The following is a 12,548-nucleotide window of genomic DNA, read 5'->3' as shown; positions in this document are numbered from 1 at the left end:
GAGCCTTCGGCCCATCCGCCTTTGCTCAGTTCCGGACGTCCTGCTTATTTCCGCACGAAGGTGAGATAGGCAGGCCGTCGGCCTTCGCGAATGGCCTTGGCCTCATAGCGCGTCCCTGGCCAGCCATCATAGGACCGATGCCAGTCGGCAGCTTCGTTTGCCTGCCACGCGAAGGCGCCATGCGCCCGGCAATGCAGCAGCGTCCAGTTCACATAGCTGTCGATGTCGGACGCAAAGTGGAATTTTCCGCCGTGCTTCAGGACGCGCGCGAAGCGGTCGAGATTGACCGGGCTGACGAAGCGCCGCTTCCAGTGCTTCTTCTTCGGCCACGGATCCGGGTAGAGAAGGTCGATGCCGTCAAGCGAAGCCTGCGGCAGCCAGTCCAGCAGGCGCGTGGCGTCGTCGTCATAGACGCACAGATTGGCAAGCGGACGCTCCCGGACCGCCATCATCATCTTGGCCATGCCGTTGACGAAGGGTTCGACGCCGATAAAGCCGGTCGCCTGGCTGGCCGTGGCACGGTGCAGAAGATGTTCGCCGCCGCCAAAACCGATTTCGAGCAGGACAGCGGAAACTTCTGCTTCGAAAAGGCTGCGCAGATCGGCCGGCGGTTCAACCGTCAGATCGAGCCTGTAGGCAGCGAAGCCGCTCTCCAGAGCCGCCGCCTGCTGCGGTCGAATGGTCTTGCCGCGCCGGCGACCGAAAAATGCCTCGGTCGCACGGCTTGGCCGGTCCTTCGGATCCATAGGCGCCGCGGTTAGGCGGCGACCGCTTCGGCGACCGGTTCGGCGAGAGCGTCCTTGAGCGCCTTGGCGAGATCGGTCTTCTCCCAGGAAAAGGATCCGTCGCGGCCGGCCTTGCGGCCGAAATGGCCATAGGACGACGTCTTGGCATAGATCGGCTTGTTGAGATCGAGCTGGCGGCGGATGCCGGACGGCGACAGGTCCATCACGGTGCGCAGTGCACGCTCCAGCTTTGCCTCGTCGACCTTGCCGGTGCCGTGCAGGTCGACGTAGATCGACAGCGGCTGCGCGACGCCAATCGCATAGGAAAGCTGGATGGTGCAGCGATCGGCGAGCTTCGCGGCGACCACGTTCTTGGCGAGATAGCGCGCCGCATAGGCCGCCGAGCGGTCAACCTTGGTAGTGTCCTTGCCGGAAAAGGCGCCGCCGCCATGAGGCGCAGCCCCACCATAGGTGTCAACGATGATCTTGCGGCCGGTCAGGCCGGCGTCGCCGTCGGGTCCGCCAATGACGAACTTGCCGGTCGGATTGATATACCAGTTGCAATTGTCGGCGATCTTCAGGTCGCCCAGCGCCTCGCGGATATAGGGCTCGACGACTTCGCGCACCTTCTTCGAATCCCACGTCGCATCGAGATGCTGGGTCGACAGCACGATCTGCGTCACTTCCGCCGCCTTGCCGTCGACATAGCGGACCGTAACCTGGCTCTTGGCATCCGGCCCGAGCCTGCCGGCATCACCGCTGCCTTCATGGCGCGCGGCGGCCAGCAGTTCGAGGATCTTGTGGCTGTAGTAGATCGGCGCCGGCATCAGATCCGGCGTCTCGCGGCAGGCATAGCCGAACATGATGCCTTGGTCGCCGGCCCCTTCCTCGCCTTGCCGGTCGGAGGCGTTGTCGACGCCTTGGCCGATATCCGGCGATTGGCCGTGCAGCAGGACCTCGATCTTGGCCGTCTTCCAGTGGAAGCCAGCCTGCTCGTAGCCGATTTCGCGGATTGCCTTGCGGGCAACCGACTTGAACTTGGCCGGGTTGACAAGCGGATGGCCGGCCGCATCCTTCAGGATGTGGCCCTCCTTGTCCTTCTTGAGCAGCGTCTCGGGGACGCGCACTTCACCAGCGATGACAACGCGATTGGTCGTCGCGAGCGTCTCGCAGGCGACGCGGACTTTCCATGGGTCCATGCCGGTCTTTCTGGCCTCGCGGTAGACGAGATCGACAATCTCGTCGGAGATACGATCGCAGACCTTGTCGGGATGGCCCTCGGCAACGGATTCCGAGGTGAAGAAATAATTGTGCCGCGTCACGGGTGTCCCCTCTTGAAAAAATATCGGCAGGCCGCCGATTTTGGCGCGCCAGTTGTTAACGGTGCCGGGCGCCGCTCGTCAAGCCGTGCAGCCGTTCTGGCATGAATTTTGACGTTATTATCTTTGCATCCCGAAGACGGCGGCAGGGCGCACTACCATTATCTCTTGCACCAACAGACTGAAGAGAACGGTTTCGAGGAAGCATGTCGAGCAAAATCGATCCGCGCTTCGGCGCATCGGCGGAATGCACATCCCACGGTGCACCCAGCCACGAGAAATTGCATGCCCCGCTACGACGACCTCGTCCTCTTTGACTTCTTCACTGGCCAGTCAGTCGGCTTCGTCGATGGAGAGCGACTTCACAAGCTCGATGATCTTGCGGCGCACTTTCACGTCGGCGATCTTGACGAAGGCGCGGTTCAGCTGGAGGCCTTCCGGGCTGCCGCAGAATTCGACGGCGGAGGTCATCGACGCATCCTCGGCAAATCCACGGTTGCCCACGGCCTCCTGACCGGGCGCATCCTCGAAAAAGAAGGCGACGGGCACGCCGAGTATCGAGGCGATTGCCTGCAAACGGCTGGCGCCGACGCGATTGGTGCCTTTTTCGTACTTTTGGATCTGCTGGAACGTTATGCCGAGGTTTTCGCCCAGTTTTTCCTGGCTCATTCCCAGCATATTGCGGCGAAGCCGGATGCGGCTTCCGACGTGGATGTCGATCGGATTCGGCTTTTTCTTGTTTTCTTCTGTCATTTTTTCCTCGCCGAATTTTTCCGGCTTTTTCTATTTTGCTGCCCAAACGAAACCGGCGGCCCGTGCCCCAACAGAACGACCTATCGACTTCGATAATTTTTCAGGCGCTTACAGTATGAGTTTCTAATGTGTCGGCTGTCAATTCGCCCGTAGCCTTTGCCTTACGTTCAAAATGCATGCCGCAACGGCAAGCAGAAACATGATCAGCATTCCGTTAATGCGTCGTTGGCCGGAGGAAACGATGGCTTGGCTGGAGATCGGCACACGCACGTCGATGGCGCCGCGTGCATCGATTGCCAGCGCGTCGACGATGCGACCGCGCGGGTCGACAACGGCCGAAATGCCGTTATTAGCCGCGCGCAACAGGGGCACCCCATTCTCCACCGCCCGGATCTGCGCCTGCCTGAAGTGCTGGTACGGCCCCGGCGTGTCGCCGAACCAGGCGTCATTGGTGACGTTCACAATAAGCTCGGCTGACGTTGCGTCAACCGCGACCAGATCGGGAAAGATGACCTCATAGCAAATAAACGGCAGCGCCCGGATGCCGCCGGGCAGCGCGATCGGGTGCCGCTCATTGCCGGCCGCGAAGGTCATCGGGCCGGCAACAAGCTGCTCAAGCCCGAAGCGGCCGAGCAGATCGGCGAAAGGTAGATATTCGCCAAAGGGTACCAGATGAACCTTGTCGACGGCATCGACGATTTCGCCCCTTTCGTCGATCGCCACGACCGAGTTGTAGTAACGGCTGCCGGTATTTGCCGCCGAGCCGCCTTCCTCGCGAACGACTCCGGCGACCAGCATCTGGCCATCGCCAAGCATCTCTCCGATGGCAGGCAGGGCATCCGGACGTTCGGTGAACAGAAACGGCACGGAGGTCTCCGGCCACAGGATCAATTGCGGCCTGTCATGGCCGGGTTCCGGCGCCTTGGCCGAAAGCCCCATCAGGGTGGCGAAGATGCGGTCGCGCACCGAGGCATCCCATTTCTCGGTGAGGTCGACGGCAGGCTGCACGATACGGACGTCGAGGCTGCGGGCGGCCGGCTTTTCGGGGGCGGCAAGCCTGATATAGCCGAAGCCGGCATGGGCGGCGGCGAGAACGACAAGCAATGCAGCGCCGAGGCGAAGATGCCGGCGCGCCGCAAGCAGGGCCGGCAGCGCAAAGACGAAGACCGCAAGCGCATTCATGCCGATCATGCCGGTCACCGATACGCTCTGCATCAGCAAAGGCACCGGCATCGCCGCATAGCCGACGGCATTCCACGGAAAGCCGGTGAACAGGAAGCCGCGCAGCCATTCCGCCAGGGCAAAGCCGAAGGCAAGTGCCGCGATGCGGCCGATGTCGTTGCTCCACAACAGCCGGGCAACCACGGCGGCGAAGCCATAGAAGAAGGCGAGCGCGAGGGGGATGCCGACCACTGCGAACGGCAAGGCCCAGGCGAAGCTGTCGGCCTCGACCAGCAGCGCCGAGCCGACCCACCAGAGACCGGCAAGAAAATAGCCGAATCCGAACCACCAGCCGGTAGCGAAAGCCGGCAGCAAGCGTCGCAGAAAACCGTCCGAGGCTTCGCCGGTCGCGCCGTCGAGGAGCCAGACCAGCAGCGGGAACGAAACGAAACAGACGGCGAAGAAATCGTAAGGCGCCTGGGCAAGAACCGCCAGCGCCCCGGCAAGAAACGCCACCAGCGCGCGCCGCCAGCCCCAAAGCAGAATTATCCGGCCGGCCTGGCGCTCCATCTATGCTTCCGAGTCGTGCGAATCAGGAAGCAAGATTTATCAGGCCGCGGTCTCGGCTCCAAACCGGATAGGCGCGACCAAGTCCGCTCATAGCTATCGATGCCAGCCTTCGATCGTCAGTCCGCTCAGCCGCTCAGCCTCTTCGCGCGGAATGGAGCCTATCGTCTGCGCGAAAGTCCAGACATGGCCTTCAGGATCGCGCGCCCTGTACAGCCGTTCACCATAGAACTGGTCGGCAGGCTGCTCGATGATCTCGGCTCCCGCCGCCTTTGCACGATCACAATGGGAATCTATCCCGTCTTTCAGGCGTACATAGACGGATTGGGTGTTCCTGCCTCCAACCGAAGCCGCTGGCGATGTGGTTGGCCCATTCGGAATCGATGATGATATAGCCGTCGCCGAACCGCATCTCGGAATGGACAAGCGTCCCATCAGCATCGCTGACCACCATGCTCGGCTCGAAGCCGAAGGCCTTTTCAAGCCATGTCAATGCGGCCCACGGATCCTGGTAGAATACGCCGGAGCCCAAGGTCGAGTGCTTGAACGGGTCCTCAACCGGCATCGGGCGAGCCGCGTCTTTCAAGCCTGCTCGGTGCGGACGGCGCGGCGGCGGCGCTCGCCCTTCAGGGTCTCGACGATGCGCACGCGCTTGACGCGGCGCGGATCGGCGTCGAGCACGTGGAACTCGAAACCGGGTATGGCCTGAACCACTTCGCCGCGCGCCGGCACCCGGCCAAGCGTGTTGAAGATCATGCCGCCGATCGTGTCGACATATTCGCCGTGCTCGCCGGCGGTGAAATCCTCGCCGATCATCTTGGCGACATCGTCGATCTCGGCCTTGCCGTCGACGACGAAGACGCCTTCGCCGGCCTGGGTGATCATCGGCTCGTCCTCATCATGCTCGTCCTCGATGTCGCCGACCACCATCTCGACGATGTCCTCGAGCGAGACGAGACCGTCAGTGCCGCCATATTCGTCGATGACCAAAGCCATCTGGGTGCGCGTCGTCTGCATCCGCCCCATCAGGTCGGAGGCGAGCATCGACGGCGGCACGAACAGCACCGGTCGGATCAGATTGAGATCGCCGATGGTGCGCGCCAGATCGACCTGGGCGAGATCGAGAACAGTCGCGACCGGGGGTTTCCTGGTCGTCCTGCCCTTTCTGACGCGGGCGACCTTGGTGATGTGCGCCAGCACGTCGCGGATATGGACCATGCCGCGCGGGTCGTCGAGCGTCTCCGAATAGACCGGCATGCGGGAATGGCCGGACTGCTCGAACAGCCCCAGAAGATCGCCGAGCTTCGTCGTGATCTCGACCGCCTCGATGTCGGCGCGCGGCACCATGACGTCCTCGACGCGCACTTCGCGCAGACGCAGGATGTTGTTGAGCATGGCGCGTTCGCCGGGCGAGAAGGATTCAGCATCGCTCGCCGTTTCGGCAAGCGCGCCGGCAATCTCCTCGCGCAGGCTGGTGCCGTTCCGATGCCTGAAAAGCCCGAGCACGCGATCGAACAGGGAAGGACCGGCAGGCGATGCCTCGCTGGCGAAGCTGCCGGTCGTGGTACTCGGACTCGAGCCCTCTTCCGTCGTTTCGGAAGGCTTGGTCGCACTGCCGGCGTCGGAGCGGGCGGCAGTCTCTGGTTTGTCGTTCATCATCGTCCGGTCAATTGGTCTTTTGTAATTACGTGTAGGGATCGGGAATGGCAAGCCTCGCAAGTGCTGCGCGCTCTGTCGCTTCCATCAATTCCGCTTCGGCGTCGGTTTCGTGATCGTAGCCCAGCAAATGCAGCAGGCCGTGGATAACGAGATGGGAGATATGGTCCTCGACCGGCTTGTCTTCCAGTGCCGCCTCGCGCGCGACAGTCTCGGCGGCCAGCACGATGTCGCCCAGCATCGGCGGCAGAGGCCCGCCCCTCGCAAACGGAAAAGCTGGAAAAGACAGGACGTTGGTCGGCTTGTCCTTGCCGCGCCAGCCGGCATTGAGCGTACGAATATGGGCATCGTCGGAAAAGACGATGCTGAGCTCGGAACGCCCGTCCGCACCGGTTTCGGTAAAGGCGGCCACCACCGCGCGGTCGACCAGCCGCGTCAGCATCGTCTCGTCGGGCCAATCGCCCGCCTCGATCGCGATATCGATCTCGACGGGAAGCTGCCCCCCCGCCTTTTGCTCCTCAGCCATGCGGCCGCATCATCAAATCAGCCTTCGACACCCAAGCCCCTGGCCAGCTTGCCGTCACGGTCGTAGGCCTTGACGATCTCGGCGACCAGCGGATGCCTGACGACGTCGCCCTCGTTGAAGCGGACCGTCACCATGCCGGTGACGCCGTCGAGGATTCTCAGTGCCTCGACCAGACCGGACTTGGTGTTTGGCGGCAGATCGATCTGGGTCGGATCACCGGTGACGATCATACGCGAATTCTCGCCGAGCCGGGTCAGGAACATCTTCATCTGCATCGGCGTGGTGTTCTGCGCCTCGTCGAGGATGACGGCAGCGTGCGCCAGCGTACGGCCGCGCATGAACGCCAGCGGCGCGATCTCGATGACCTCGGCGGCAATCGCCCGCTCGACCTTGTCGGCCGGCATCAGGTCGTAGAGCGCGTCATAGAGCGGCCGCAGATAGGGATCGACCTTCTCCTTCATGTCACCCGGCAGAAAGCCAAGCCGTTCGCCGGCCTCGACCGCGGGGCGCGACAGCACGATGCGTTCGACCATGCCGCGTTCGAGCAGCATTGCCGCATGCGCCACCGCCAGATAGGTCTTTCCGGTGCCGGCCGGGCCGATGCCGAAGACGAGTTCCGACCGCTCCAGCGCGCGCATATAGGCGTCCTGGTTCAGCGAGCGGGCATAGATGGTCTTCTTGCGCGTCGATATCTGGGCGGCGGACACCTTGCCTTTGCGCTCCAGCGTCGGCAGCGTTAGCTGGTCGTCGGTGGCGATCGCCATGCGCACGGCGCCGTCGACATCGGACTGGCCGATATCGGTGCCTTTCTGCAGAATGCCATAAAGATTGTCCAAGGCGCGGCGTGCCTGCTCGGCGGCCGAGGAAGAGCCCTTGATGGTCAATTGGTTGCCGCGCGAGCGGATGTCGACGCCGAGCTTCTGCTCGAGCCTGGCCAGATTTTCGTCGAACTGGCCGTAAAGGGCGCTGGCAAGCTTGTTGTTGTCGAAAGTCAGTACGATGTGCGCCATATCCGAGGCCCCCGAGGGTAGGTTCTGGGGCAGGTTCTTCACTTCAGCAGCGCTCAACCGTCTCTCCTCATCTGCCGAGGCCTTCAGGCCAATTCGGCGAACAGGCTGTTGTAGCCCGTCTTCGTGATTCGTACCTGGATAATGTCACCGATTTCGCCGGCCATTTCATCAACAATAACCGGCTGCAGCCATGGCGAGCGGCCAACCTTCTGGCCGGCCTGGCGGCCCGGCTTCTCGATCAGCGTGTCGATGGTCCTGCCGACCAGGCTGGTGCCGAAATCCTGCTGCTGTTTCAGAAGCAGCGCCTGCAGTCGCTGCAGGCGCTCGTCCTTGACCGCCTCCGGCACGTGATCGCTCATCTCGGCGCCCGGCGTGCCGGGGCGCGGCGAATATTTGAACGAAAAGGCCGAGGCATAGTTGACGTCTTTGACCAACTGCATCGTCGCCTCGAAATCGGCTTCCGTCTCACCGGGAAAGCCGACGATAAAATCGCCCGACAGTGCAATATCGCTCCGTGCGGCGCGGATGCGATCGATCAACGTCAGATAGTCCTTGGCCATATGCCTGCGGTTCATCGCCTTGAGTATGCGGTCGGAGCCGGATTGCACCGGTAAATGTAGATAGGGCATTAGCGTCGGCAAATCACGATGGGCGGCGATCAATTCATCGTCCATGTCGCGCGGATGGCTGGTCGTGTAACGCAGCCGCGCCAGGCCCGGAATCTCGGCCAGCCTGTACAGCAGCCGGCCAAGGCCCCATTCCTCGCCGTTTTGGCCCCTCCCGTGCCAGGCATTGACGTTCTGGCCGAGCAGCGTCACCTCGCGCACGCCGGCATCCGCCAGACGCTCGGCCTCGGCGACGATCTGTGCCACCGGCCGCGATACTTCCGAGCCGCGCGTATAAGGCACGACGCAGAAGGTGCAGAACTTGTCGCAGCCTTCCTGAACGGTCAAAAACGCCGTCACGCCGCGCCTGATCAGTTCGGCGCGCTTCGGCTGCGGCAGATGCTCGAATTTGTCCTCGACGGCATAGTCGGTCTCGACGACCTTTTCGCCACCGCGCGCCCTCGCCAGCACACCGGGCAGCCGGTGATAGGTCTGCGGACCGATGACCAGATCGACGGCCGGCGAGCGGCGGATGATCTCGGCACCCTCGGCCTGCGCCACGCAGCCGGCGACGCCAACCAGCATTTCGCGCCCGGCCTTCGCACGCTCGGCCTTCATCTCACGGATGCGCCCAAGTTCGGAATAGACCTTTTCCGCCGCTTTCTCGCGGATGTGGCAGGTGTTGAGCAGCACCAGATCGGCCTCGCCGATGGCGTCCGTCGCGGCATAACCGTCGGCCGCCAGAGCATCGGTCATGCGCTGCGAATCGTAGACGTTCATCTGGCAGCCATAGGTCTTGACGAAGACCTTTCTGGTCGCGGCAGGCGGAACGACCAGGTCGTCGGCGGCAGCGCCGATGTCGTCGCGTTCTATCGTGTTCAATTCCATTTCGCGGCTTCTAGCGCCTTTTCCTGACAAAAAACAGACGAATCTGGCTGGAACCTGCGCGGATTACCGGCTTGGGCGCGGATCGGCGAGCGCCGCCTGTACCATCTCGCGCACCTGGCGTTCCATCTGCTTTGCCGTTTCCTTGCGGCTGGAGCCCTTGGAGAAAGCGATCGCCTCGCCAAAATGCACCTCGACGTCGAGGGCGCCCTCGGCCATCAGCACCTTGAGGTGCGGCATCAGCTCCTCATCGCCGATCCAGGCGGCAACCGGCCGATGCCGGCGGCCAAGCGGCACGCCATGCAGGCGCGTATAGACGACCGCCACCGGCTGGATGAAGACCTTTTCGGCCGCCCCTTCCGCAATCGCCATTGTGGCGGCGCCGAACAGCGTGCTCTTGAACGGCAGGATCATGTTGCCGTCGCCGGTCGAGCCTTCGGCGAACAGCACCATGGCGTCGCCTTTGGCCATGCGACCGGCGATCTCGCTCGCCTGGTCGCCCGACGAACGCTTGCGCTCACGCTCGATGAATACGGTGCGCTGCAGCTTCGACAGCATGCCGATCAACGGCCAGCCGGCCATGTCGGCCCTGGCGATGAACGTCACGTCGACCATCGACCCCAGCACCATGATGTCGGTCCAGGAGATGTGGTTGGCCGCAACCAGCAATGGGCGCTGTTCGAAGAGAGAGCCCTTGACATGGATGCGCAGCCCCAGCGTCCTGACAATCATCCTGTGCCAGATTTTCAGGATGAAGGTCTCGCGCCAGAGCCCGGTCCTCATCGACACTATCTGCAGCGGCACAAGCACCAGCGAGCCGAGGACAACCAGCCCCAGCGCCAGGAAAATCCTGATTTTTCCGATCATCCGCACCACCCCGACGTTTGGCTAACGAAGATCGCGGCGCATGACAAGCGCGCCGGTCGGGCCGTGCTCCGGCGACTTGTAATAGTTGGCGCGCTTGCCGACCTCGCGGAAGCCGAGCCGACGGTAGAGCGCGATCGCGGCAACGTTGGTCTCGTCGACCTCAAGAAAAAGCGCCTCGGCGCGCTGTGCGTGCAGTTCGCGCAGCACCGCATCCATCAATTGCCAGCCGAGCCCCCGGCGCCGATGCGAACGTGCCACCGCGACAGTCAGGATCTCTCCCTCGCCGGCCGCCAGGCGCGCCAGCACGAAGCCGAGCGGCGGCTTGGCGCCCTGTCCGGTCTCGCGCGCGGCATAGCCGAACACCGTGTCCTGCTCGAGCAGTGCGGCGAATTCGTCGTCGGTCCACGGCCGCGCGAAATCCTCGCGATGCAGCACCGACATGGCCGCGCTGTCAGCAACCGTCAGCGGCTCGAGCGCATAGTCCCTGCGGCGCGACTGGAGGAAGGGAATGCGCATCAGTTTTTTTGCCTCGATAGGATAAAGCCTGCCTGAGGCTTTGCGTCGGCGCCGCGCAGATAGAGCGGTTTCGGCTTTTCGCCCTCGCCCTTTTTACCGGCACCTTGGGCGGCGGCCAGCCGGGCATAGGCGGCAATGTCGGCGGTGGCCGCCGTCGCGCCGACGTCGAAGGCGCGCCCGACCGAGGCGGCAATTTGCGATGTCGACGTGCCGGCAAGAACCGCAGATCTGTCAACCGCGATGGCGGCGGCTTGTGAAAGCGTGGTCACCGAGGGACCGTAAATCAAAACGGATGCTTCATCATAAAGTGCCGCATGGATTTCCTCGCGCCCTGCATCGAGCGCGGCGAGCACGGCGCGGCCGGGAAACGTCGCTCTCGCTTGCGCCGCCAGTGCTTCCAGAGTCGTCACGCCGATCGCCGGTATTTTCAGCGCCAGCGCCAGGCCGCGCGCCGCCGAGACACCGACGCGCAGACCGGTGAAGGAGCCCGGACCGGTGGAAACGGCAATGGCGCCGAGGCCGGCATAATCGGTTCCGGCCGCCTTCAACGCCCCCTCGATCACGGCCATTAAATGTTCCGCATGGCCCTTGCCGAGATCGAACACCGAACGGCCGAGTTCCTTCCCAGCCGCCGCGTCGTAGACGCAGGCGGCGCAGAGATTGGCAGCACAGTCGATGGCAAGCAACTTCATGGTGGCCGGTTGAGACAGGTTCAACACAAAGTTCCCTGTGCCCGCCAAGGCTGATCCCCGCAAGGGAATAATGCATAGACCGTCAGGCAACTTTGCTCGGATCCGAGTCCAGAAAGGTAAGCTTCGACGAACGCAACTGCCACAAACCGGTGCCGCACTAGCCGATCTGGTCGATGCGCAGCACGTGATTGTCCCAGACATAGTCCGGCTCGGAACGGGTCGCGCCACCTGGTTCGACGATCTCGCCGGCGCCCGTCGTTGCCATGAAGCTTTTCCCGTCGGGCGCCACGCCGCAGACCTCGACCAGCGCCGTGGTGGTGACGATGCGCCCGCTGGCCGCGCCGATCACGGCAAGCGAATTCCCCTCCGGCGAGGACACGGCGATCGTGCCGGCGACCGGGTTGGCGGCGACCGAGCCGATATAGTTCCTGAAGCCGGAGAGCACGTGCTGCGGCATGTCGAGCAGTTGCAATTCCTTGCCGCGCGGCGCGCGGCCGACCAGCGGGGGGCGATCGGTGCCCGGCCCCCTGTACTGGCAGCCGAACCAGACGGTGCCGGACCGGTCGGCGTCCATGTGGCGGATCGACAGCTGGTGCAGCGCCGGCGGCAATTCGTGCTTTTCGATCAGATCGCCGGTGAGACGGTCGACCAGCACATAGGAGGGCTTCATCGTCGCGACGTTGAGCTCGGCGCGGCCATAATCCGGATGCGTTTCGATGCCGCCATTGGCGACGGCAATCGTCCTGCCGTCGGAAAGCAGCAAAAGCTCGTGCGGGCCCATGCCGTAGGTCGGGAATTCGCCGATCCGCTTGAACTTCGCATGCGCATCATAGACGCCGACGACGCCGGCGGCGTTATCGAAATCATTCTCGGTGGCGTAGAGCAGCGCGCCGTCGGTCGAAAACACGCCATGGCCGAAGAAATGCCGGCCGGCAACGCTGGCAATGGTCTGCGGTTCATCGCGGCCGGTGTGGTCGAAGATGACAGCAAAGGTGCCCGGCTGCCTGGCAAACACCACCGAACGCTTCGACACCGGATCGAAGGTAACGTCGTGGCCGCGGTCGGGCAGATCGATCGAATGCAGAAGCTTGCCGGCCTCGGACAGGATGGCCGCACCATAGCTGCCGTCGCGCTTGACGAAAGCGGTGGCGAAGACCGCGTCGGCGTCGCGCGTCTTTGCCCAGGCCGACGGCGCCATCGCCGCTACGAAACCAGCGCCTGCGGCCCTCAGGAAATCGCGCCGATCGATCAGCGGCATGCGCATAA

12 protein-coding genes and 1 pseudogene are annotated in these 12,548 nt (G+C 63.4%); all 13 read right to left on the bottom strand.

All coding sequences use genetic code 11. The features are described 5' to 3' along the window. Positions 1–44: 44 nt before the first annotated feature. On the bottom strand, positions 45–746 hold the full coding sequence (gene trmB / locus NKJ94_RS17305; protein WP_352526696.1) for a tRNA (guanine(46)-N(7))-methyltransferase TrmB: 702 nt from the start codon (positions 744–746) through the stop codon (positions 45–47). Between the two features lie 11 nt (positions 747–757). After that, positions 758–2,047: a methionine adenosyltransferase gene (gene metK / locus NKJ94_RS17300; protein WP_352526694.1), complete on the bottom strand. Its 1,290-nt coding sequence runs from the start codon at positions 2,045–2,047 to the stop codon at positions 758–760. Between the two features lie 330 nt (positions 2,048–2,377). Beyond that, a complete protein-coding gene (locus NKJ94_RS17295) occupies positions 2,378–2,797 on the bottom strand; it encodes a helix-turn-helix domain-containing protein (protein WP_352526692.1) in 420 nt (139 codons plus the stop codon). A 138-nt stretch (positions 2,798–2,935) separates the two neighbouring features. After that, positions 2,936–4,528, bottom strand: a complete 1,593-nt coding sequence (gene lnt / locus NKJ94_RS17290) for an apolipoprotein N-acyltransferase (RefSeq protein WP_352526690.1) — start codon at positions 4,526–4,528, stop codon at positions 2,936–2,938. A 93-nt stretch (positions 4,529–4,621) separates the two neighbouring features. Beyond that, positions 4,622–5,090, bottom strand: a pseudogene (locus tag NKJ94_RS17285) (VOC family protein). A gap of 17 nt (positions 5,091–5,107) precedes the next feature. Then, complete coding sequence (locus tag NKJ94_RS17280; protein WP_352526825.1) at positions 5,108–6,181, bottom strand: hemolysin family protein; 1,074 nt, start codon at positions 6,179–6,181, stop codon at positions 5,108–5,110. Between the two features lie 28 nt (positions 6,182–6,209). Continuing rightward, positions 6,210–6,707, bottom strand: coding sequence for an rRNA maturation RNase YbeY (ybeY, locus tag NKJ94_RS17275; RefSeq protein WP_352526688.1), 498 nt, complete (start codon positions 6,705–6,707; stop codon positions 6,210–6,212). A gap of 17 nt (positions 6,708–6,724) precedes the next feature. After that, the gene (locus NKJ94_RS17270; protein ID WP_502896016.1) at positions 6,725–7,717 is read right to left on the bottom strand and encodes a PhoH family protein; all 993 of its coding nucleotides are present in this window, start codon (positions 7,715–7,717) and stop codon (positions 6,725–6,727) included. An 83-nt stretch (positions 7,718–7,800) separates the two neighbouring features. Beyond that, a complete protein-coding gene (gene miaB, locus NKJ94_RS17265) occupies positions 7,801–9,210 on the bottom strand; it encodes a tRNA (N6-isopentenyl adenosine(37)-C2)-methylthiotransferase MiaB (RefSeq protein WP_352526685.1) in 1,410 nt (469 codons plus the stop codon). Between the two features lie 63 nt (positions 9,211–9,273). After that, positions 9,274–10,074 carry a lyso-ornithine lipid O-acyltransferase gene (olsA, locus tag NKJ94_RS17260; RefSeq protein WP_352526684.1) on the bottom strand — a complete coding sequence of 267 codons (801 nt, stop codon included), beginning with the start codon at positions 10,072–10,074 and terminating at the stop codon, positions 9,274–9,276. A gap of 21 nt (positions 10,075–10,095) precedes the next feature. Beyond that, positions 10,096–10,590 carry a ribosomal protein S18-alanine N-acetyltransferase gene (gene rimI / locus NKJ94_RS17255; RefSeq protein ID WP_352526683.1) on the bottom strand — a complete coding sequence of 165 codons (495 nt, stop codon included), beginning with the start codon at positions 10,588–10,590 and terminating at the stop codon, positions 10,096–10,098. Next, positions 10,590–11,282: a tRNA (adenosine(37)-N6)-threonylcarbamoyltransferase complex dimerization subunit type 1 TsaB gene (tsaB, locus tag NKJ94_RS17250; protein WP_352526824.1), complete on the bottom strand. Its 693-nt coding sequence runs from the start codon at positions 11,280–11,282 to the stop codon at positions 10,590–10,592. The genes rimI and tsaB overlap by 1 nt, the downstream gene beginning before the upstream one ends. Positions 11,283–11,439: 157 nt before the next feature. Then, positions 11,440–12,546, bottom strand: coding sequence for a DUF1513 domain-containing protein (locus NKJ94_RS17245; protein ID WP_352526681.1), 1,107 nt, complete (start codon positions 12,544–12,546; stop codon positions 11,440–11,442). Positions 12,547–12,548: the final 2 nt, after the last annotated feature.

The sequence above is a fragment of the Mesorhizobium sp. M0060 genome (assembly GCF_040323155.1).
Taxonomy (GTDB): domain Bacteria; phylum Pseudomonadota; class Alphaproteobacteria; order Rhizobiales; family Rhizobiaceae; genus Mesorhizobium.
Note: the sequence above shows the minus strand (reverse complement) of the source record. Positions and strands in the feature narration are given on the sequence as shown.

What these genes read in the sequence shown, in the direction of transcription:
- trmB (WP_352526696.1), bottom strand. Translation starts at nt 746, where the DNA reads ATGGATCCGAAGGACCGGCCAAGCCGTGCGACCGAGGCATTTTTCGGT.
- NKJ94_RS17295 (WP_352526692.1), bottom strand. Translation starts at nt 2,797, where the DNA reads ATGACAGAAGAAAACAAGAAAAAGCCGAATCCGATCGACATCCACGTC.
- lnt (WP_352526690.1), bottom strand. Translation starts at nt 4,528, where the DNA reads ATGGAGCGCCAGGCCGGCCGGATAATTCTGCTTTGGGGCTGGCGGCGC.
- NKJ94_RS17280 (WP_352526825.1), bottom strand. Translation starts at nt 6,181, where the DNA reads ATGAACGACAAACCAGAGACTGCCGCCCGCTCCGACGCCGGCAGTGCG.
- ybeY (WP_352526688.1), bottom strand. Translation starts at nt 6,707, where the DNA reads ATGGCTGAGGAGCAAAAGGCGGGGGGGCAGCTTCCCGTCGAGATCGAT.
- NKJ94_RS17270 (WP_502896016.1), bottom strand. Translation starts at nt 7,717, where the DNA reads ATGGCGCACATCGTACTGACTTTCGACAACAACAAGCTTGCCAGCGCC.
- miaB (WP_352526685.1), bottom strand. Translation starts at nt 9,210, where the DNA reads ATGGAATTGAACACGATAGAACGCGACGACATCGGCGCTGCCGCCGAC.
- olsA (WP_352526684.1), bottom strand. Translation starts at nt 10,074, where the DNA reads ATGATCGGAAAAATCAGGATTTTCCTGGCGCTGGGGCTGGTTGTCCTC.
- rimI (WP_352526683.1), bottom strand. Translation starts at nt 10,590, where the DNA reads ATGCGCATTCCCTTCCTCCAGTCGCGCCGCAGGGACTATGCGCTCGAG.
- tsaB (WP_352526824.1), bottom strand. Translation starts at nt 11,282, where the DNA reads ATGAAGTTGCTTGCCATCGACTGTGCTGCCAATCTCTGCGCCGCCTGC.
- NKJ94_RS17245 (WP_352526681.1), bottom strand. Translation starts at nt 12,546, where the DNA reads ATGCGCATGCCGCTGATCGATCGGCGCGATTTCCTGAGGGCCGCAGGC.